15 protein-coding genes are annotated in these 20,568 nt (G+C 69.0%); 7 read left to right on the forward strand and 8 right to left on the reverse strand.

Going from position 1 to position 20,568, the window contains the following annotated elements:
- Positions 1-104: 104 nt before the first annotated feature.
- Positions 105-1,052, reverse strand: coding sequence for a GNAT family N-acetyltransferase (locus tag OG199_RS42190; RefSeq protein WP_405834239.1), 948 nt, complete (start codon positions 1,050-1,052; stop codon positions 105-107).
- Positions 1,053-1,338: 286 nt separating this feature from the next.
- On the reverse strand, positions 1,339-3,927 hold the full coding sequence (locus tag OG199_RS42195) for a carboxypeptidase regulatory-like domain-containing protein (protein ID WP_405834241.1): 2,589 nt from the start codon (positions 3,925-3,927) through the stop codon (positions 1,339-1,341).
- 513 nt (positions 3,928-4,440) lie between these two features.
- Here OG199_RS42195 and OG199_RS42200 point away from each other — a divergent pair.
- Together OG199_RS42200 and OG199_RS42205 are read left to right on the forward strand one after the other, a co-directional pair.
- Positions 4,441-5,667, forward strand: coding sequence for an acyl-CoA dehydrogenase family protein (locus OG199_RS42200; RefSeq protein WP_405834243.1), 1,227 nt, complete (start codon positions 4,441-4,443; stop codon positions 5,665-5,667).
- Positions 5,668-5,672: 5 nt separating this feature from the next.
- Positions 5,673-6,908: a CaiB/BaiF CoA transferase family protein gene (locus OG199_RS42205; protein ID WP_405834245.1), complete on the forward strand. Its 1,236-nt coding sequence runs from the start codon at positions 5,673-5,675 to the stop codon at positions 6,906-6,908.
- 149 nt (positions 6,909-7,057) lie between these two features.
- Here OG199_RS42205 and OG199_RS42210 read toward each other — a convergent pair whose 3' ends face one another.
- From OG199_RS42210 to OG199_RS42230, 5 genes are read right to left on the reverse strand one after another with little or no spacing between them, the layout of a single operon-like run.
- Positions 7,058-7,960 carry a Gfo/Idh/MocA family protein gene (locus OG199_RS42210; protein WP_405834247.1) on the reverse strand — a complete coding sequence of 301 codons (903 nt, stop codon included), beginning with the start codon at positions 7,958-7,960 and terminating at the stop codon, positions 7,058-7,060.
- Between the two features lie 31 nt (positions 7,961-7,991).
- Entirely contained in the window at positions 7,992-9,191 is a 1,200-nt protein-coding gene (locus tag OG199_RS42215) for an ROK family protein (RefSeq protein WP_356797912.1), read from the reverse strand.
- 18 nt (positions 9,192-9,209) lie between these two features.
- A complete protein-coding gene (locus OG199_RS42220) occupies positions 9,210-10,094 on the reverse strand; it encodes a carbohydrate ABC transporter permease (protein WP_405834249.1) in 885 nt (294 codons plus the stop codon).
- The gene (locus OG199_RS42225; protein WP_401808196.1) at positions 10,091-11,110 is read right to left on the reverse strand and encodes a carbohydrate ABC transporter permease; all 1,020 of its coding nucleotides are present in this window, start codon (positions 11,108-11,110) and stop codon (positions 10,091-10,093) included. The genes OG199_RS42220 and OG199_RS42225 overlap by 4 nt, the downstream gene beginning before the upstream one ends.
- 30 nt (positions 11,111-11,140) lie before the next feature.
- On the reverse strand, positions 11,141-12,544 hold the full coding sequence (locus OG199_RS42230; RefSeq protein ID WP_356797916.1) for an extracellular solute-binding protein: 1,404 nt from the start codon (positions 12,542-12,544) through the stop codon (positions 11,141-11,143).
- Positions 12,545-12,672: 128 nt separating this feature from the next.
- Here OG199_RS42230 and OG199_RS42235 point away from each other — a divergent pair, with 128 nt between their 5' ends.
- The 4 genes from OG199_RS42235 to OG199_RS42250 are packed head-to-tail and all read left to right on the forward strand — an operon-like array spanning position 12,673 to position 17,799.
- Positions 12,673-13,719, forward strand: a complete 1,047-nt coding sequence (locus OG199_RS42235; protein WP_356797918.1) for a zinc-binding alcohol dehydrogenase — start codon at positions 12,673-12,675, stop codon at positions 13,717-13,719.
- A gap of 11 nt (positions 13,720-13,730) precedes the next feature.
- Positions 13,731-14,531 carry a TIM barrel protein gene (locus tag OG199_RS42240; protein ID WP_405834252.1) on the forward strand — a complete coding sequence of 267 codons (801 nt, stop codon included), beginning with the start codon at positions 13,731-13,733 and terminating at the stop codon, positions 14,529-14,531.
- Positions 14,528-15,892: an MGH1-like glycoside hydrolase domain-containing protein gene (locus tag OG199_RS42245; protein WP_405834254.1), complete on the forward strand. Its 1,365-nt coding sequence runs from the start codon at positions 14,528-14,530 to the stop codon at positions 15,890-15,892. Before OG199_RS42240 ends, OG199_RS42245 begins: the two co-directional genes overlap by 4 nt.
- Complete coding sequence (locus OG199_RS42250) at positions 15,889-17,799, forward strand: glycogen debranching N-terminal domain-containing protein (RefSeq protein ID WP_405834256.1); 1,911 nt, start codon at positions 15,889-15,891, stop codon at positions 17,797-17,799. Before OG199_RS42245 ends, OG199_RS42250 begins: the two co-directional genes overlap by 4 nt.
- A 239-nt stretch (positions 17,800-18,038) precedes the next feature.
- On the opposite strand, the gene OG199_RS42255 is transcribed toward OG199_RS42250, so the two are convergent.
- Positions 18,039-19,424 carry an MFS transporter gene (locus tag OG199_RS42255; protein ID WP_405834258.1) on the reverse strand — a complete coding sequence of 462 codons (1,386 nt, stop codon included), beginning with the start codon at positions 19,422-19,424 and terminating at the stop codon, positions 18,039-18,041.
- A 408-nt stretch (positions 19,425-19,832) separates the two neighbouring features.
- On the opposite strand from OG199_RS42255, the gene OG199_RS42260 reads away from it, so the two are divergent.
- Positions 19,833-20,327, forward strand: coding sequence for a MarR family winged helix-turn-helix transcriptional regulator (locus OG199_RS42260; protein ID WP_356797928.1), 495 nt, complete (start codon positions 19,833-19,835; stop codon positions 20,325-20,327).
- Positions 20,328-20,568: the final 241 nt, after the last annotated feature.

Here is a 20,568-nt window from a genome sequence, read left to right on the forward strand (position 1 = left end):
GAGTTCCCTTTCCGATGTCCCGGCTCCTGGGAACCAGCGTAGTTGCCGGGTCGGGTGAACGGATGGGCGAGGCGGCCCCACGGAGGCCGCCTCGCCGCCGCGGATCAGGCCCAGGTCATGTTGATCTCGCGGCCGAAGTTGACGTATCCGGCGCGTCGGAAGGCGTTCGCCATGGGAACGTTCCCGAGATCCGTGGACGCGCGAACGCGGGGGACGTCCTGCCGGGCGAGAACGCGCGTGCCTTCGGCGAGGATGTCGTCGATGTAGCCGCGGCCGCGGTGCTCGGGGAGCACGGCGAGGTACGCGATGATCGCGTTGTAGCCGTTGTGGGCAGGGATGACGAATCCCACCGGTTCCGCGTCGGGCAGGACGGCCACGCGCCACCAGTCCTTGGGGCTGGCGTAGCGGGCGAGTTCGTCCTCGTAGTGCCTGGCCGCCGTGGCGCCGGCGGACATCCGGGTCAGGTCATGGCGACTGTGGGCGTCCAGTGTCCCGTCCAGGACCCGAGTCATGAGGGTCAGCAACTCGTGGTCCTCGTGAGGCGGCCGGAAGGCGAGGCGTCCGCCCGGTTCGGGAAGCGGCGATCCCCGTCGCCATTCCAGGCGAAGCCGTTCGACGAACAGCGTGGCGCCGGTGCGCTCCAGGATCGTCATGCGGTCTTCGGTCGCGCGTCTGGTGACAGCGCTGTCGCGCCAGTCGGGCGGGACGAGGCGGCTGGATTCGGGCAGAGGCGATCCGTTCGGGACGACGGCCGGAAGGGCCGCGCGCAGGAGCCGGACGCCGATCTCCACTCGGGCGGAGGCGTCCGGAAGACCGTCGTCGACATCCAGGATGTCCAGGAGGTGCGGGGCTGCGTCTCCCGGTCGGCTCCACCAGGCCGCTCTGGCCAGCAGCCGGTCTCCCAGCAGGGCCACCCACATCCATTCCGGTCGTCGCCGGCCTTGGGCGAGGTCGTCCGCCAGTTCCTCGTTCAGGAGATAGGGAAGTCGGGAGAAGAGGCTCAGTTCGTCGCGTCCGGTGATCGGACGTATGGTCAGGCTGTTCAGGTCCACGGTCGAGTCATGCTCCAGTGAAGGGCGCTCGTCCGTTCCGGGGTCAGATCCTGTCCGTACCCCGGGAGGAGACGAGCGCGGTGGTCGCGGAGATCATCTGCCTGTCCCTCCTCTCCTCTTGATATGTCTTCTTGACATGTCTTCAGCGTCGGGCCGAAGGATCGGTGACTACATCTATCCGATCGCGGTCTGTGACCGCAATCCCTTTTTCGGTCCAGGCGGACGTGGCGAGGTGCCCCCGGCTGTGGTCTGTCGTGGCGCCGGGGGCACCCGTGTGCGACGTGGATCAGCCGGAGGTCGCCGGGACGGCCTTCAGCCGGGGGTTCACGCGGACTGTACGGTCCGCACGCACCTTGGTCGTTCGGTACGCGGTGACGTGGCCGGGAGCGCTCACGCGCAGCGTGTGCCTGCCCGGGCCGGCGACGAACAGGGTGTAGAAGCCGTCGCCGACGGCCGTGTCGTCCGGCGTCGCCACGGTGACCGTCGTGGCGTCCGACTGCCGGGAGTCGGCCACGGTGGCGCCGACCAGGCCGGCGCCGGTGCGGCTGTCGCGGACGGTGCCGACGGTCAGACCGCCGGACACCGGTACGAGGTCGCGCGTCCCGACGTACACGTCGTCGACGGACCAGTAGTAGCCCCAGTTCGCCACGAAGTGGAAGCGCAGCTGGACCGCCTTGTCACCCGCGTACGCCCGCAGCGGGACGTGCACGGTCCGGTGGTCCCTGCCGTCCCCGCTCGTGGAGGAACTGGCCCAGGCCGTCTGCCAGGTGGTGCCGCCGTCGGTGGTGACGTCCACGCTCATCCGCTGGTTGTTCGGGTTGTACAGATAGGCCGTCTTGAAGTCGAGTTCGGCCGACTCACTGCCGGAGAAGTCGTACACCGGGCTGATCAACTGGCTGTCCTGGTGCGGGCCGATCGGCCAGTTGTCGCTCTCGACGACCGCGAAGGAGCCGCTGCCGCCGGTCGCGTTGCCGCGCTGGATCGGGTCGTCGAACTCCCAGCCGTTGTCGGTCCCGGAGGCGTTGGCCACCGTCCATCCCTGCGGGGCCGAGGTGTTGGAGTCGAACGTCTCCGTCGTGCCCTGGCGTTGCAGGGCGTAGCCGACGGCCGTGGCGGAATCGGGGTCCGCGTTCAGGGTGAAGTTCCTGCCGACGCGGTCTCCGCCGACGGTGACGGTCTGTTCGGCGGGCTCGTATCCGGGCAGCGCGGCGGCGACTTCGAGACCGTAGTCCGCGCCCTTGGGCAGGGAGAGCTCGTAGGCGCCGGTGGTGGGGTCGGTCCAGACCGGGGCTTCGGGAGAACCGTCCACCGTGACCTTGGCGTAGAGCGGCCAGCCGTGGCCGGAGCCGTCCTTGACGGTGCCGTGGACCTTCTCGCGCGGGATCGCGGCGAGACGGAAGTCGCGGGTCAGGGACGCGCCGTCGGCGACGGTGAGGGTGGCGGGGGCCGAAGAGGTGTAGCCGAAGGCGCGGACCGTGAGGTCCTTGACCGTGCCCGCGGGCAGGTCCAGCTGGTAGGCGCCCCGGCTGTCGGTCGTCGCGACGTCCAGGCCCGAGCCCACGGTCGCGTGGGCGACGGGCTTGCCGGACTTCGCGTCCCTGACCGTGCCCGACAGCGTGCCGTGCGGCCCGCTGCGGAACGCGGCCAGGCCGGCGGGGGTGCCGAGGCCGGTCGGGCCGTCGTAACCGGGACCGGCATGGCACAGGTAATCGCTGGAGCAGGTGCCGTTGGTGCCGGTGGTGACGTCGTTCAGCCCGGCGCCACCGGCCGCGTACGGGTACGAGGCGGGGGAGGTGCCGGGGCGAGGGGCGCCCGCGAGCGCGTACACCGAGGCGATCAGCGGGGTGGCGGCGCTGGTGCCCCCGTAGCGCTGCCAGCCGACGCCGCCCGCACCGTACGTGAGATAGACGGCAACGTTGTCAGCGACCGCGGAGACATCCGACACGCTGCGGCCGGCGCACCCGGAGTCCTTCTGGTAGTCGGGCTTGGCCTGGTACTGCGCGCACCCGGAGCCCGGTCCGTAGGGGTCACGTGCCCAGACCGTCTCCGTCCAGCCGCGGGCGGTGTCCGGCGCGGGAGTGAGCGCCGTTCCGCCGACGGCGGTCACGAAGGGCAGCGTCGAGGGGAACGAGACTCCGTACCGGTTGTCGCCGGAGGCCGCGACCACGGCGACGCCGGGATGGTCGTAGGAGGCGCCGTAGGTGGACAGGTCGGAGGCGAAGTCGCCCGGTCGGCCATAGGAGTTGGACACGTACTTGGCGCCGAGGGCGACGGCGCGGTCGACACCGGCGGCGAGGTTCTCCAGACCGTCGTTGTCCGTCTCGACGAGGAGGATGTGAGCGCCCGGGGCCGATGCGGAGACCATGTCCAGGTCGAGGGCGATCTCGCCGGCCCACGATTCACTGGGCTGCGGGTAGGAGCTGCCGCCGCGCTGGTCGACCTTGGTGAAGCAGCCGTTGGCGGTCGTACAGGCGGGGAGGCCGTACTGCGCGCGGTAGACGGCCAGATCGGCCTCGGCGTGGGGGTTGTCGTACGCGTCGACGATCGCGATCGTCTGGCCCGCGCCGCCGTTCGCGGGCAGACTGTAGGCGCTCTGGATGTCCTGGGGGCCCAGCCCGGCGGGGGTGGCCGTGGCACTGAGCCGCATGACGGGGGTCTCGTCGGCAGCGCGCATCGCGTAGCAGGTCGCCCGATCCTTGCCGGGCGTCCCGCACACGGGCTCGAGCCGGGGCTGGGCGTTCTGTCCGGTCGCGTCCGCCGCGGTCGCCACGGTCGGCGTCCCGGTGCGGACCTGTGGGGAGTCGGAGGCCTGGGCCGCCTGCGCGGAAGGCAGGCCCCCCAGCAGTACGAGGGTCGCGGCCGCCCCCAACGCCACGACACCTCGGCCGAGTATGCGGAAGCCGGTGGCGGCACTTCTCGCGGGTGGTGATGTCGACACTGTTCACCAATCCATGAAAGGGCCCAACTCGGGCCCAGCGATGGCGGATTCACATCCGTCGATGATCAATTACGAGTCCCGGACGATGACGTGTCAATGCGTCACTTGTTAGAGCCGCATTTCGCAGGCGCGCATATCGGCGACAACCCCGACAAGCGGGTTCGCCGAGAGGGCACCGGGCACCGCAGGTCATGGCGAGCGCTTGCTGCCCACGGTCGGCCCGCAGTGGTCCGTCGCCCGGCCGTGGTTCTCGCACCGGACCCGACACGGGGCGGCGACGGGCCACTGGAGTGGTCTGCGGCGAGAACGGCACCCCCGCGCGGCGCGGGTCCGGGGGATCGGTCCGGGATCCGCGTTTAATCGCGCCGGAGAACCGACACGCCAGGCGCCCACAGCACCGACGGGCTCGGATCTCCGAGCCATGTCCCACAGCGCTTGAGGGAGATTGCCATGAGCGGCACCACACAATTGCCGACGCCGTCAGGGCCCTACCTGGACGAAGGACTGCTGCCCGCCGATTTCTACGCCTTCGAGGAACTGCTCACGGACAGCGAGCGGGAGAAGATCGAGTCCGTCCGGGAGTTCCTCCGCGCGCAGGCCGCTCCGATCGTCGACGACTACTGGGCCCGGGCCGAGTTCCCCTTCCAGCTGGTCGAGGGTTTCGGGAGGCTCGGGCTGGTGGACTGGGCCGACCCGGGCTCCACGGAATCCAGGCCGACGAACCTCTTCTCAGGCTTCCTCGCCCTCGAGTTCGCACATGCCGACGCGTCCTTGGCGACGTTCTCCGGCGTGCACACGGGTCTGGCCATGGGCACCATCCTCGCCTGTGGCTCCGACGAGCAGAAAAGGCGTTGGCTGCCGGCGATGAGCCGCTTCGAGAAGATCGGCGCCTTCGCCCTGACCGAGCCGCACGGGGGATCCGACGTGGCGGGCGGTCTGCGCACGACCGCCCGCAGGGACGGCGACGAGTGGGTCCTCGACGGAGCCAAGCGGTGGATCGGAAACGCGACGTTCGCCGACGTGGTGGTCGTCTGGGCCCGTGATGTCGACACGCAGCACGTACTGGGCTTCGTCGTGGAGAAGGACACCCCCGGGTTCACCGCGACGAAGATCGAGAACAAGATGGCGCTGCGCATCGTGCAGAACGCGGACATCGTGCTCGAGGGCTGCCGTGTTCCCGAGGCCAACCGGCTGCAGAACGCGAACACCTTCAAGGACACCGCCAACATCCTGCGCCAGACACGCAGCGGCGTGGCGTGGCAGGCGGTGGGGGTGATGTTCGGCGCCTACGAGATCGCCCTGCAGTACGCGAAGGAACGCGAGCAGTTCGGGCGCCCGATCGGAGGCTTCCAGCTCGTGCAGGACCTGCTGGTGAAGATGCTGGGCAACGCCACGGCCTCCTGCGGGATGGTGACGCGGCTGGCCCAGTTGCAGGACGCCGGGATCTTCCGCGACGAGCAGTCCGCCTTGGCGAAGGCGTACTGCACCGTGCGCATGCGCGAGAACGTGGGTTGGGCCAGGGAACTCCTGGCCGGCAACGGCATCGTCCTCGACTACAAGGTCGGCCGCTTCGTCGCCGACGCCGAGGCCCTCTACTCGTACGAGGGCACGCGGGAGATCCAGACCCTGATCGTCGGACGCGCCGTCACCGGCGGCCTCAGCGCCTTCGTGAAGTGATGACGATGACCATCGAATCCGTCTTCACCGGGCTGAAGGTACTCGACGCGTCCTCGTTCATCGCGGGACCGGCCGCGGCGACCATGCTCTCCGACTTCGGAGCGGACGTCATCAAGATCGAACCGCCGGGGACGGGGGACCCCCAACGGCGGCTGAGTTCCGTCCCGCCCAGCCCCAGAGCCCAGGCCAACTACGGCTGGCACCTGGCCAATCGCAACAAGCGGGGCATGGTCATCGACCTGAAGTCGCCGGCGGCTGTCGAGGTCCTCAAGCGACTCGTCGAGTGGGCCGACGTGGTGATCACCAACTTCCCGCACGGCACGCGCGAGAAGCTGCACCTGGGCTACGAGGAGGTCGCGGACTGGAACCCGAGGGTCGTCTACGCCGACATCACCGGCTTCGGGGACGCCGGCCCCGACGCACGGCAGCCGGGCTTCGACCTGACCGCCTACTGGTCGCGCAGCGGCCTGCTGGCCTCCACCCGCGACGCGGGGGCCCCGCCGACCGTCCCGGTCTGGGGCAGCGGCGACTACACGACCGCGATCGCCATCTACGCGGCGATCACGACCGCCCTCTACCGTCGCGAACGGACCGGAGAAGGCGCCAACGTCGGAACCTCACTGCTCGCCACGGGCGTCTGGGCCACGGGAACACTCGTGGCCGGCGCACTCGCCGGCGGCACACCGTTCGAGCTGCACGACCGGAAGGCGCCCGCGAACCCGCTGATCAACCCGTACCGGACCGCGGACGGCGAGTGGTTCATGCTGGTCGCCTCGCCCCCGCACTGGCCGGGGCTGACGCGGGCCGTCGGACACCCCGAGCTGCTCGAGGATCCCCGATTCGCGGACCTCGAGGGCTTCGTCCGGAACGCCGCCGCGCTGAGCGAGCTGCTCGACGCCGAGTTCCGGTCGCGGCCCTTCGCCCACTGGACGGACGTCCTGGGCCGCGAACGCATCACGTACAGCCTCATCCAGACGCCCGAGGAGACCGCCCAGGACCCGCAGTTGCGCGCCAACGACATCGTGGTGCCCCTGGAAGGGGTCGAGGGGCTTGCGGAGACCATCAGCAGTCCCGTCAACCTGCGCGGAGTACCGAAGGTCCCGGCGAAACGGGCACCGGACCTGGGCGAGCACAACGACGAGATCCTCGCCCAGCTGGGATTCGACCCCGCCGAGATCGCCGAACTGCGCACCCAGGGAGCGATTCCCGGGACCACGGGCACGGAGGCCCAGTCGCCTTGAGCACGGTGTTCCGCCGCCTCCCGACCGGGGACTCGTCCGACGTGTCCATGGTTCTCCCTCGCTGGTGCGGCCTCCCCATCGCGGCCGACATCGGGATCGCACCGCGCGGTGGCGATCGACTGGTGCACCCGGTGGCGCGGCAGAGGTCTCTAGTGCTTGGACCAGTTCCGCGTTGCCTGGTCCATCAGCGTCTGGAGGTGGAGGCCCCGCTGAGCATCGAGTTCACTCCGACTGTTCGTCCGTACGGCAGTGGCGAACTCCCGACGCAGGACGGGCCAGCACTCCTCGTGGTCGATCTCCGCCGTGTCGTAGGTCAACGTGGCTTCCGGGCCGAAGAGTTCGACGCGGGTGAGCGCCCCGGGGACATTGACGGAGCCGGACAGGGAGGCCTGGCTGACCGCGCCGTTGGCGTGTTCGCAGGTGAGCTCGATCCACCGGCGGGGGTCGCCGGTGCTGCGAATGGCGGTGATGGGGCTGATCGCGTCGAGGAGGTCGATGAGGTGCGGCCCCAGATCCAGGAGGGCGCCGTGCTCCAGTCGCCAGCCGGTGGCGAACTCCCCGCCCAGGAAGGCCCCGTGCAGGTAGCACGAGCGCGCCCCGGACACGTTCATGCGGTGGGCGTCCGCCAGGAAGGCCCGGGTCACCGGGTGGTAGCGCTTGGTGAGGACGAGCTGTGAGACGACGTCGGCCTCGGCGACCGCGTCGGCGACGCGCCGCGCGCTCGGCAGGTCGGGGCCGAGCGGCTTCTCCAGCAGCACGGCCTTGCCCCGCTTGGCGGCGAGCGGCGCAAGTTCGGCCTGGACGACCGGCGGGACGGCGAACGCCACCGCCTCACAGCGGTCCAGGAGTTCGTCGTAGGAGGCGGCGACGTGCGCCCCGTACGGTGCCGCGGTCATTCGGGCGGCTTCCGCTCTGCGGGCCCAGACCGCGGTGAGCCGTGTCTCCGGGCCCTCCGCGAGAATGCGTGCGTGCATGGCCCGGGCCCACGGGCCGGCGCCCACGAGTCCGATCTCGACGGGCCGATGGGACCAGGGGGAGGTGTCGCTGATCACGGTGTTCCTGTCTGTGCGGAGGGCTCGTCCGTCACGCGGCGAGCCGCTCGAGCCGCGCATCGGCGCGAGCGGGGGAGTAGAGGACGTCGGTGACCATCGCGGCGGCGCCGATGAGGCCCGCGTGGTCGCCGAGCCGTGAGGTGACGATCTGGAGGTTGGCAGTGTTACGGGGCATCGCACGCTGGTAGATGAGCTCACGTACCCCCGTGACGAAGGGGGCTCCGGAGAGGTCACCAGCGAGCATCAGCACGCCCGGGTTGAGGAGGGTGACGACGGTCACCAGGACCTCACCCACCCGCCGTCCGGCCGCGCGTGCCAGGTTGATCGCGTCGGGATTGCCTTCGGTCAGAAGACGCTTGACGTCCGATCCCGAGCTTGTCTGCTGTCCCATGGTGGTCAGTTGTCTCGCGAGTGCCCTACCGCTGGCGACGGCGGCCAGGCACCCGTGCGATCCGCACATGCAAAGGGCGTCAGGCCGGTCGTGCAGGCGGATATGGCCGATGTCGCCGGCTCCTCCGTCGATGCCGCGGTACACCGCGTCGTTGATGACGACCCCGGCGCCGATTCCCGTCGACACCTTGACCAGGACGAAGGCCGAGCAGTCACGATGGTTGGCCTGCTGCTCGGCCAGCGCCATGAGATTGGCGTCGTTGTCGACGAAGACGGGAATCGGTCCGTCTTCCATGTGGGGGCCCACATGCTCGGCATAGGCCTGCTGCAGGCGTTCACGGATCGGGTACCGGTCCCAGCCGGGCATGATCGGGGGTTCGACGATGCGCCCGATCTCCCAGTCGACGGGACCCGGCACCGACAGCCCGATGCCGCAGACCCGGGTGGGTTCGACGCCGGCCGCGGCGATCAGGTCGGGGATCCAGCGGGCCAGTTGATCCAGTACTTCCTCGGGACCGTGGGTGATGTCCAGCGCGGCGGTCGTCTCGGCGAGGATGTTCCCCGAGAGATCGAGGACCGCCGCGTGGGCGTGCCGGGTCTCCAGATCCACGGCGATGATCGAGGCGTGTGCGCGGTCGAAGTCGATGCGGTGGGAGGGCCGGCCGCCGGTGGAGGTGCCCGTGGTGTGCCGCAGCCACCCGGCACCGTTGAGGAGGTCGAGGCGCTGTCCGATGGTGGAGCGGGACAGACCGGTGGCGCGTTGCAGGTCGGCGCGGGTGTTGGCGCGGCCACTGCGGATGAGTTGTAGCAGGTCCCCCGCGCTGACCTGGTTCTGCGTCATCAAGGTGTCCCCTATGGTTCAGCTCTTGTCGGCGCCGCTGGTGAGGCCTTCGGTGAGAAGGCGTTCGGCGGCGAAGAACAGAAGTACCACGGGGATGGTCAGCACCACGGATCCGGCCATGAGGACCGTCTTGGGTACTTCGATGCCGTTGGAAAGCTGTGCCAGCCCCAGTGAGACGGTCCAGTTGGCAGGATCGGCCGCGAGGAAGAGCAGGGCGAAGAGGAACTCGTTCCAGGCGATCATGAAGACGTAGAGACCGGTCGCCATCAAGGACGGCAGGGCGAGCGGCAGGATCACCTTGCGCATGGTCTGCAGTCGGCTGGCGCCGTCGAGGGCGGCGGCCTCCTCGATGGACTGGGGGATGGTGACGAGGTAGTTCTTCAGCATGTAGATCGACACGGGCACCGTCTGGGCGATGTACACGATGGCGAGCCCGACGAGGCTGGAGGACAGGCCCAGTTTGGCGAAGAGGACGAACAGGGGGACGGCCAGCAGGGTCGAGGGGAAGAGGTAGACGGCCAGGAACAGTGCGCTGATCTGGCGGTGCCCGAAGAACTTCAGGCGGCTGACGGCATAGGCGCCGGGCACTGCGGCCAGGAGCGTGAGGACGACCGTACCGAGGGACACCAGCGCGGAGTTGATCAGGAACCTGAAGAATCCCTGGCCGCCGTTGTCGGTGGAGCGCAGCACGTCGCGGTAGGTCGACAGCGTGAGGTCCTTGGTGGACACCCACAGGGATCCCGGGTCGAGCAGGAGTGCGTCGATGGGCTTCAGCGACAGCAGCAGCATGTAGTGGAAGGGCACGATGGTGATCACTGCGAGGAACGCGATGACGATCCAGCGCAGGACGCCGAACAGTCTGTCCTCGAACTGGGCCCTGGTGAGGGCGGCCTTGCGGGTCACGATTCCTCCTGGACCTTGTTGCCGAAGAACTTGAAGTAGAGGCCCAGCAGGACGGCCAGTGCCGCGGCCAGGACAAGGGCCTGCGCGGAAGCGGCTCCGATGTCGTAGCGGGCGGTGAGGAAGTCGTAGACCCGGACCGCGGCGACGTCGGTGCCGGCTCCGCCGCCGGTCAGCAGGTAGACGTCGTCGAACTTGTTGAAGGTGAGCATGAATCGCAGGACGCACAGCAGGGCGATGACGGGCATCAACTGGGGAAGCAGGACGTAGCGGAAGCGCTGGGAGGTGGTGGCTCCGTCGACCTTGGCGGCCTCCTCGAGTCCGCCGGGGAGAGCCTGGAGGCGGGCGAGGATGAAGAGGAAGGCGAAGGGGAAGTAGCGCCAGCACTCGAAGGCGATGACGGTCAGCAGGGCCAACGGGATGTTGAAGTGCAGGCCCAGCAGGTGCACTTCGTACTCGCGTGTGGAGAGGAAGGCGATGGGGTCGTCCCAGCCGAACAGCCGGCGGCCCCAGTCGTTGACGATGCCGTACTGGGGGCTCAAGGCGACTTCCCAGACGAAGGACACGGCCACGACCGGTGCGCAGTAGGGCAGCAGCATCGCGGCGCGCAGCAGGCCGCGCCCGCGGAAGGGCTTGCGCAGCGCCAGGGCGGCGATCAGACCGAGGACGACGGATCCGAGGGTGGCGCCGACGGTGTAGAGCAGCGTGGTGGTGAGACTGGACCAGAAACCTGCCGAGTCGAAGACCTGACTGAAGTTGTCCAGCGACCAGTTGCCGAACAGTCCCATGCCCTGGATGTCGACGAGCTTGGCGTGCTGGAAGGCGAGCAGCACCGTCCACAGGATGGGCAGGATGACCACCACGAGGACGACGATGAAAGTGGGCGAGACGAAGGCGAGCCCCGCGCGGTTGGCGCGGCGGCTGGCCGTCATGGGGCGGCGTGTTCGGGGGGCGGGGGGATCCGACGACTGGTGCGGAGGCTGGTGGCGCTGTGCGGTGTCGGAGGGTGCTGTTGTCATGGCGAGACCTTCGTGACGTGCATGCGGGCGCTACTGGAGGGACTTCTTGAGGGCGGCGACGTCGTTGTCGGCTTGATGGGCGGCCTCGGAGGGCGAGGCTTGTCCCCCGGTCATGGCGCCGATGGCCTTGGGCACCGGGAGTTCGCCGTTGGTGGCGCCCACGAGAGCTCCGTCGCCCTGGGTGATGCCCCAGCGGCGCATGTTGCTGACGCCGTCCACGATCTGGTTCAGCACACCGGCCGGGTAGGCCTGGTCGAAGGGCTTCTTGGTGTCGACTCCGATGTCGCTGTGCCGCCAGGCGCTGATGTAGCGCTCGGGCTGGGCGGCCGTGCCGTGTCGGACGGGGATCTTGCCCTCGGGCGACATACCGAACCAGGACTCGTAGCCGGTGCCCATCATGTATTCGATGAACTCGCGCGACGCGGCCGTCTCGGCTGTCTTGGTGGTCACCCAGGAGGTGATCTCGCCGAACTGGGCCGCCTTCGTCGCGTCCGGACCCTTCAGCGCGGTGACGATTCCGCTGTTGGCGGAGAGGTAGTGGGAGTCCTTCTTGCACTGCGGGCAGCTGGGCAGGGCGTCCTTGCGCAGGCCGGCGAGTTCGTCCAGCAGGAACGAGGACCAGATGATCATGGAAGAGCCGCCGGCGAAGTAGGTGGCACGCGTCGAGTCGACGCTCTGGGTGCCGGGGGCGCCGTAGGTGCGGGCCAGTGTGTCGTAGGTGCGGAAGGCCGTTTCGCACTGGGGAGATTCGAGAGCGACGGCGTGCTGATCGTCGACGAGCTGGCAGTTGTTGGCCAGGGCGACGCTCTCGAAGCTCTGGGACGTGAAGACGTCGCCGGGATCGGTGGCCGCCGAGATGCCGTCGTGTCCCTTGCCGGTGAGCGCCTTGGCGGCGGTCACCGCGCGGTCGTAGGTGTCCGGAGCGGCGAGGTGTTTCTGGTCGAACTGGTCCTTGCGGTAGACCAGTAGCTGCAGCCAGGCGTCGGAGGGTACGCCGAGGCTGGTGGAGCCGTCGGACGTGAGAGCGAGCGCGTTGGCGTTGAAGGTCTTGCGGCCGAGCTCGTCGATGATCTGCCGGGGCACGGCCGTGTTGAGCAGGCCGTTTGTATACATTTGCCACACCTGGCCCATGGGGGCGGCGCCGATGACATCGGGCAGTTTGCCCGAAGCTGCGGCTGACATGATGAGTTGCGGCATTTGCCCCTCATCGACCCCCACGAGATGGACCTTTATGCCGGTCTTCTTCTCGAACCCGCCGATGATCTTCTGCGTCGCCGCGACTCGATCGGGCAGGTTCTCCTGAGACCAGACCGTGATCTCGCGGTCCGGTTTGCCGGGGCCGGTGCTGCTGGAACAGCCCGTGAGCAGCCCGAATCCCAAAGCTGCCGTGACGCCGACCGCGGTCACCTTCGACCGCCGGGGCTTCATTCGCATCGCATGTCCTCGTTCCGACTTACGTCCACTGATCAGGCATCTCAGCACTACTTTTGCTTGTTGACAAGACGTAACTTCGGGATATCGTCAACGTAACCGCCATCCGCGCAACTATCCGGAGCCATCACGTGGAACGCGTCGTTCAATTCACCGGCCCCCGTCAGGTGGAGGTCGCCGAGCAGCCGCCCGCCGAGCTGCCTCCCGGCCACCTGAGGGTCCGCACCCGCTACTCGGGCATCTCGGCCGGTACCGAGCTCACCGCCTACCGCGGGACCAACCCGTACCTGACGCGTACCTGGGACCCGCAGGCCCGGCTGTTCCGCGACGGCGCGGCCGGCATCGAGTACCCGGTGGCCGGCTGGGGCTACTCCGAGGTCGGCGAGGTGCTGGAGATATCGCCCGAATTGTCCGGTACGCCGGGTCTGCCGCAGGTCGGCGACGTGGTGTGGGGCATCTGGGGACACCGCAGCGAGGGCATCGTTCCCGCGGAACGCATGGTCGGCCACACCCTGCCCGCCGGACTGGAGCCGCTGGCCGGCGCCTTCGCCCGGGTGGGCGCGATCGCGTACAACGCCGTTCTGGCAGCCGACATCCACGTAGGCGAGGACGTCGCCGTCTTCGGCCAGGGCGTCATCGGGCTGCTCACCACACGTCTCGCCCAGCTGAACGGCGCCCGGGTCACCGCGGTGGACGCCCTGGACGGCAGGCTGGAGACCGCCAAGCGCTACGGAGCCCAGCACACCCTCAACGCCCGCACCGACGCCGTGGCCGAACGCATCCGCGAGGCGACCGCAGGCCTCGGCGCCGACCTCGCCATCGAGATCAGCGGTGTCTACCCCGCGCTGCACGACGCCCTGCGCTCCGTCACCGTGGGCGGCCGCGTGGTGGCGTCCGGCTTCTACCAGGGCGACGGCATCGGGCTGCGCCTGGGCGACGAGTTCCACCACAACCGGGTCCAGCTCATCTGTTCACAGATCGGCGGCGTGCCCCCGCAGCTGTCGGGCCGCTGGAGTGTGGAGCGCCTCCAGCAGACCTTCCTGCGCCTGGTCGCCGAGGGACAGGTCGACGTGACCTCCCTCGTCAGCCATGTGATCCCCGTCGCCGACGCCGTCGACGCCTACGAACTGCTGGACGAGCGGCCCGCCGAGGCCCTTCAGGTCGTCCTGGAATTCTGAAAGGCCTTCGCATGCTCAATATCGCTGCTCAGGAACAACTCCTGCCCGGAGACACCCTGCAGACCAAGTGGGACTTCGCCCAGGAGGCCGGCTACGGCGCCATCGAACTGCGCGCCAAGGGCGACTTCCACTTCGCTTCCCGTCTCGACGAACTCAAGCAGGCCAAGAAGGACGGCGTGGTCATGCCGACCGTGTGCGTCGAGATGCTCCACTTCTTCGGCGCCTTCGACGACGACCTGCGCCGCGACGCCCTCGACCAGATGAAGTCGCAGCTCACCGTGATCGCCGAGATCGGCGGCCTGGGTGCTCAGACACCGGCGTCCTACGGCATGTTCTCCCGTCGCCTTCCCCCCTTCGAGCCCCCGCGCACCGAGGAGGAGGACCGGGAGATCCTGCTGGCCGGGCTGACGGAACTGGGCGAGCACGCGCGCAGAGAGGGCGTCACGCTCTTCCTCGAGCCGCTCAACCGCTACGAGGACCACATGATCAACCGGCTGGAGCAGGCCGCCGACCTGATCCGCACGGTCGGTCTCGACTCGGTCAAGATCGGTATCGACAGCTACCACATGAACATCGAGGAGCGTGACCCGGCATCTGCGATCGTCGCGCACGCCGACGTCATCGGGCACGCGCAGGTCTCCGACTCCAACCGGTTCCAGCCGGGCGCCGGGCACCTGGACTGGCCCGCGTGGCTGGCCGCCCTGCACACCATCGGCTACGACGGTCACCTCGCCGCGGAATGCCGTCTCACAGGTGACCCCGTCGAGGCCGTCCGATCCATTCCGGCCTTCTTGCGGAGGTCCGGAGCGTGAAGGCCCTTCTGGACCGGCCCGCGCCCGCCGCGACCGCAGCCCTGACCCTGCGGCGCGGCGCGGCGCGGGTCCTCATCGACAACTGGACCGGCACCTCCACCGTTCCCTCCCGCACTCTCTACCCCCACCAGTGGAGCTGGGACTCCGCGTTCATCGCCATCGGACTGCGTCACCTCTCGGCGCGCAGGGCCCAGCGGGAACTGGAGTCCCTGCTGGCGGCACAGTGGGCCGACGGACGCATCCCGCACATCGTCTTCAACGCCGACGTGCCTCACGACGCCTACTTCCCCAGCCCCGACTTCTGGCAGTCCTCACGTGCCGGCCGCGCGGCGGGGGCACCGGCGGCACCCCAGACGTCCGGCATCGTCCAGCCGCCGGTGCACGCACTGGCGGCCTGGCTCGTGCACCGCTCCGACCCGGCCGAGTCCGCGCGCCGAGGCTTCCTCCGCCGCGTCTACCCGCGACTGGTCGCCTGGCACGACTACCTCCTCACCCGCCGGACGCTGGCCGAGGGCGGCCTCGTCGCCGTCGTGCACCCGTGGGAACCCGGCATGGACAACAGCCCGGCCTGGGACCGAGCCCTGCAACGCATCGAGCCCGCCCACTCCGCCACGTACAGGCGTGCCGACCTGAACCACGGCCATCCCGCCGACCGCCCCACCGACCTCGACTACGGACGATACGTCCGCCTGGCCACCGACTACCGCGCGGCGGGCTACGACGATCGCACGGCACCGCACCAATTCGCCGTCGAGGACCCCGGCTTCAACGCACTGCTCATCGTCAGCGAGCTCGCTCTCGCCAAGATGGCACGGGAACTGGGAACCGACGCCGGACCACACCTGGCGCACGCGGGCGAGCTGACCCGGCGACTCGTCAACCGGCTGTGGGACGACAGGTCCGGCATCTTCCGAGTCCGCGACCTCACCGACGACACGCCGGTCGACGAGAGCGGCGTCACCGGTCTGGTTCCGCTCATCGTTCCCCAGCTTCCGCACGACATCGTCGATCGGTTGCACCGCACTCTCGGCAGTCCCCAATTCACCGCCCCGTCCACGCGGTTGGTGCCCAGCTATGACCTGACCGGGCATGCGTTCGCCCCCCACCGTTACTGGCGAGGGCCGGCCTGGTTCAACACCAGTTGGCTGATCGAACGCGGGCTGCGGGCACATGGCCTCCACACGTCCGCCGCTCGATTGCGCCAAGGATTCCTCGCCGATGCCGGGCGATCTGATTTCGCCGAGTACATCGACCCCGTCACCGGCGCGGCCCGCGGCGCACGGCACTTCTCCTGGACCGCGGCCCTCACCCTCGACCTGTTGTGCACCGACCACGCCGACACCAAGGAGCTCGCAGCATGACCGGGGCCGACCACCGCGTCCAACTGGTCCGTGACGCCTCCTTCGTACTCCTCGCCGCCGACGGCGACATCAGTGGAACGCGTGGTACCACACCCGACGGGCTGTTCTCGTACGACGCCCGGCACCTCAGCCGCTGGCAGCTCACCGTCGCCGGCACCGGCCTCAGCACTCTGGTTCCCGCGGAGACGGCCGACGACCACACGGCGACATGCGTCCTGACACCGCAGGGCACCAGAGACAATCCACCCGCCTTCACCGTCTTCCGACAGCAGAGCCTTTCCGCCGGGGCGTTCACCGAGCACGTGCGCCTGGTCAACAACCGGCCCGAGCCTGTGACAGCTCATCTGGAGCTCACCGTCGACGCCGACTTCGCCGACCTCTTCGAGCTGCGTAGCGACGACCGCCATTACCCCAAACCGGACGCCACAAGGGAAGCCCGGATCACGGACGGCAGACTGCTGTTCGACTACCGCCGTGACGACTGGCACGCACAGACCACGCTCACTTGTCATCCCGACCCCGACTCCGTGGAAGCCGCCGAGAACGCGGACCTGCCCACCGGCAGAACCCTCCGCTGGCGCCTGCCACTTGCAGCGCACGGGGAGGCCGAGCTGCACGTGAGCGCTCAGGCCCACCCGCACGGGCAGACTCCGCACACGCTCGTCGCACGCCACCCGAAGCACGTCACCTCAGAAGCGGGCGACGACCTGGACCGCGCCTGCGAGCGGGGCCTTGCCGACATCGATCTGCTGACCATCGCGGCCACTGGCGTGGACGGCGAGGAAGTGCACGTCCCCGCCGCGGGCATCCCCTGGTTCCTGACACTGTTCGGCCGCGACTCCCTTCTGACGTCGTACTTCCTGCTGCCGTTCCGTCCTGCGACAGCGGCAGCCACGCTCAGCGCCCTGGCCGCCACCCAAGGCAGCCGCTACGACACCTACAGCGGCGAGCAGCCCGGACGCATCGTCCACGAGACCCGCCACGGAGAACTCGCGCACTTCCGCCAGGTTCCCTACGGACGCTATTACGGTGCCGTCGACGCCACGCCGCTCTTCCTCGTGCTGCTCCACGCCCACTACGAAGCGACCGGCGACCGCACACCGGCCCAGCGACTGGAGAAGCACGCCCGGCGGGCAGTTGACTGGATGCTCACCGACGGAGGGCTGGAGACACACGGATACCTCGTCTACGAGCCCGACCCAGGGGGGTTGGTCAACCAGAACTGGAAGGACTCGGAAGGCGCTGTCTGCTTCGCGGACGGAACTCAAGCGGAAGGCCGCATCGCCGTATCCGAAGCCCAGGGCTATGCCTACGACGCACTGCTTCGCACCGCGACCCTGGCAGAGAACGTCTGGCAGGACGAGGCGTACGCGCGCCGGTTGCGCGAATGCGCCGCCCAACTGCGCGACCGTTTCCTCGCAGACTTCTGGATGCCACACGCCGACTTCCCCGCGCTCGCACTGGACGGCGCGGGCCGCCAGGTCGATGCCTTGGCGTCCGACGCCGGTCATCTGCTGTGGTCAGGGATTCTGGACGCGGACCACGCCCGTCGAGTAGCGCAGCGTCTCGTGGCGCCCGACTTCTTCTCCGGCTGGGCGATCCGGACCCTGGCGGCCGGCCAACAGCCGTACCACCCGCTGTCGTACCACCGCGGCAGTGCCTGGCCCCACGACAACGCCGTCATCGCCCTGGGCATGGCGCGCTACGGGCTCGCCGACGAACTGGCCACCGTGACGGAAGGACTCGTGACAGCGGCGGCCCATCATGGACATCGCCTGCCCGAGGTCATCGCCGGATATGACCGCTCTGCCACCGGCAAGCCCGTCCCCTACCCGCACAGTTGCTCGCCCCAGGCATGGGCGGCCGCGACGCCCCTCGCGCTGCGAACGGCACGGGGGAGCCTGTGAATCAGGAGTTGTCCTGTTCGGGGTTGCCGGTCGTGCGGGCAGGACGGGCGCCCCACATGCCGCGGTCCGGCCCGACCCGAGCGACGGCTCAGGGCGCTCACCGGTGGACATCGGAAGGCGTCGCAGTTTCGCAGCGCAGCGCGGGAGCAACCAGGCATCGTCCCGCCGCGTGAGGTGCAAGGCGTCACGCTGTCCCACGCGCGCCACCTTCGCGAGGCCAAGCCGGGCAAGAGACCGGACTACGGAGGGGTGATGCGCGGGGAGAGCGTGGACGCTTCGAGGCCGGAGAGTTCGTCCAGGGAACGGCCCCGGGTCTCGATGCGGAGTGTCCAGGTGACGAGGAAGGCGAGGGCGCTGGTAGCTGCTGCTCCGTAGAGAAGCGGGGAGGTGCCGGCGGAGGCGAGCAGGACCGGGAAGAGGAAGGTGCCCAGGGCCGCGCCCAGTTTTCCGAATCCGGCGGCGAAGCCGTGTCCGGCGGCCCGGACGTCGGCCGGGAAGACCTCGGCGGGCAGGGTGAACGTGGTGGCGTTCGGTCCCAGGTTCATGAACGTGTTGAACAGCGCGAACCCGACGAAGACCAGGGGCAGATGGGTGGTGCCACCGCCGGGCAGTTGGTCGGCGACCGCGAGCAGGCACAAGGCGACGGCCATCACGGCGAAGCCCATGAGTTGCAGTCGGATCCGCCCGACCCGGTCCACGAAGACGATGGCCAGCACGAAGCCGACGACGAGGAACACGTCCAGGAACGCGGTTCCTTCGGTCGAGGAGATGTCGTCGGCCAGGAACGTCGCGTTCGGGCCGGCCAGTGCCAGCCCGGCGAGCAGGGTCGGGGTGAAGATACCGACCCCGTACGTGGCGATGTCCATCAGGAACCAGGGCACCGCGGTGAACACCGTCACCCGCAGCAAGGGACGTTTGAAAAGCTGGGGCTGCACGAGCGCGTTCCAGCCTTCCCGCGGAGTCTGCGGGTGTGCCCGGTCCCTGTCGGTGACCCGGCAGGCGACGCCCGTCATCCTCTCGGCGATCGCCGTAGCCTCCTCCTCGCGGCCGTGCTGAGCCAGCCAGCGGGGGCTTTCCGGAACGTTGCGGCGCAGCCAGATGATGACAAGCGCCAGCAGCGCACCGAAGCCGAGCATGACTCGCCAGGAGCCGATTGCGGGCCACACCGTGAGGATGACGACGCCGACGATCGCGCCGGTCATGATCCCCGCCGCCTGGAGACTGAAGGCGCTCACCAGCCACCTGCCGCGCTGGCGTGCCGGCAGGATCTCCGCCGGGTAGCTGGCCGCAATCGGATAGTCGAGCCCGACCGCGATGCCGAGCAGAAAACGGAAGACGATCAACGACCACAGATCCCAGGCGAACGTACAGGCCAGGGAGAAGGCCACGAACAGCCACAGATCGACCCGGAAGATCTTGCTGCGCCCCACGCGGTCGCCCAACGGTCCCAGCAGAGCCGCTCCGAACATGGCGCCCACGATGGCCGCGGCAGAGAGCAGACCCCGATCCGTCGCGCTTCCGCCCAGGTCCTTGGCGATGAGCGGATTGGCCACGCCGATGATGAAGAAGTCGAAACCGTCCAGTATCACCCCCAGGGCCGCCACCAGCCAGAAACGCCGGTGCATCGGCGAAATGGAAGCCTGGTCGAGCGCTACGCCCAGAGGCAGCGGCGTGCGGGAGTCACCGTTGGTCACCACATGCACCGAGTGAACGCGACCTCACGCCCACGATCAACAAGCCACGCCACACCCCCGGGCCCGCCGCCCGAGCGAGGGCAACGCCAGAGCTTCGTCGGGCGGGACTGATCCTGGACGGCGCGGACGAGTGAACTCGCCTCCGTTTCAGGGGCCTTGGGAACCCATGCGCCGAGGAAGAAATGAGTCGCCCAGGAAGTGCCGCGGTGTCGGCGCGTTGTGGGTCGTGCGGCGACTGCAGGGCGAACGGACTGTGCGGCCCTGATTCCACGCAGGTTCCTGCATTCGTGAAGCGTTATGATTTAGTGAACGGCTCCAGGAGAGGCAGGCCCGACAGCGATGTCACAGGCGAAGAAGAACCGCGAACCGGCCGCCGCCCCGTCCGCGCCGGTGGTCCCCGAGACCATGCTCAGCTTTCACCTCAAGCGGGCCGAACAGTCCATCGTGGCACGCAAGGCCCACGGCGTGCGGAGCCTGGACCTGACGGAGTCCCAGTGCAAGGTGTTGGGCTACCTGACCGGCGGTGTGGCGAAATCGTGCACCCAGTTGTCCCGTGAGGGCCTGGTCACCTCGCAGACGATGACCGGCATCGTCAAGAACCTCGAAGCCAAGGGGCTGGTCGAGCGCCACGCCTCGCCGGACCACGGCCGCGTCATGCTCGTGTCCCTCACTCCGGCAGGCGTGGAGCGGGCCGCCGCCGCGAAGTCCTTCTCCGAGCGTGTCGAACACGGCCTGCGCGAGGCACTGTCCGAGGACGACTACGGCCACCTCGTCAAGCTTCTCGACCGAGTGGCCGACCTGGCTCCCGGGGTCGACGCCGGCGCGTCGGAGTAGAGCTCGCTCGCACGCGACGGACGGGACCCTCGCCGCAGGCCGCACTCATGGGCTCGACAATCCGGCGTCGGCCTCGACGTCTGCCCGGCCTCGGCCGCCCTGCGTGACCTCACACTGATCACGCCGCGATCCAGGCCGCCGAACACCCCACGCGTCCCGCGGAAATCCGCTTCCGCGTCGCGGTTCCCCTCATCCAGCCCGCGCCTCCACGCGGCGCGACCGGCTGCCCCGCCCGCCTGTC

Source organism: Streptomyces sp. NBC_01176 (genome assembly GCF_045039825.1).
Lineage (GTDB): Bacteria > Actinomycetota > Actinomycetes > Streptomycetales > Streptomycetaceae > Streptomyces.

What these genes read in the sequence shown, in the direction of transcription:
- OG199_RS42200 (WP_405834243.1), top strand. Translation starts at nt 4,441, where the DNA reads ATGAGCGGCACCACACAATTGCCGACGCCGTCAGGGCCCTACCTGGAC.
- OG199_RS42205 (WP_405834245.1), top strand. Translation starts at nt 5,673, where the DNA reads ATGACCATCGAATCCGTCTTCACCGGGCTGAAGGTACTCGACGCGTCC.
- OG199_RS42215 (WP_356797912.1), bottom strand. Translation starts at nt 9,191, where the DNA reads ATGACGCAGAACCAGGTCAGCGCGGGGGACCTGCTACAACTCATCCGC.
- OG199_RS42225 (WP_401808196.1), bottom strand. Translation starts at nt 11,110, where the DNA reads ATGACAACAGCACCCTCCGACACCGCACAGCGCCACCAGCCTCCGCAC.
- OG199_RS42230 (WP_356797916.1), bottom strand. Translation starts at nt 12,544, where the DNA reads ATGCGAATGAAGCCCCGGCGGTCGAAGGTGACCGCGGTCGGCGTCACG.
- OG199_RS42240 (WP_405834252.1), top strand. Translation starts at nt 13,731, where the DNA reads ATGCTCAATATCGCTGCTCAGGAACAACTCCTGCCCGGAGACACCCTG.
- OG199_RS42250 (WP_405834256.1), top strand. Translation starts at nt 15,889, where the DNA reads ATGACCGGGGCCGACCACCGCGTCCAACTGGTCCGTGACGCCTCCTTC.
- OG199_RS42255 (WP_405834258.1), bottom strand. Translation starts at nt 19,424, where the DNA reads ATGCACCGGCGTTTCTGGCTGGTGGCGGCCCTGGGGGTGATACTGGAC.
- OG199_RS42260 (WP_356797928.1), top strand. Translation starts at nt 19,833, where the DNA reads ATGTCACAGGCGAAGAAGAACCGCGAACCGGCCGCCGCCCCGTCCGCG.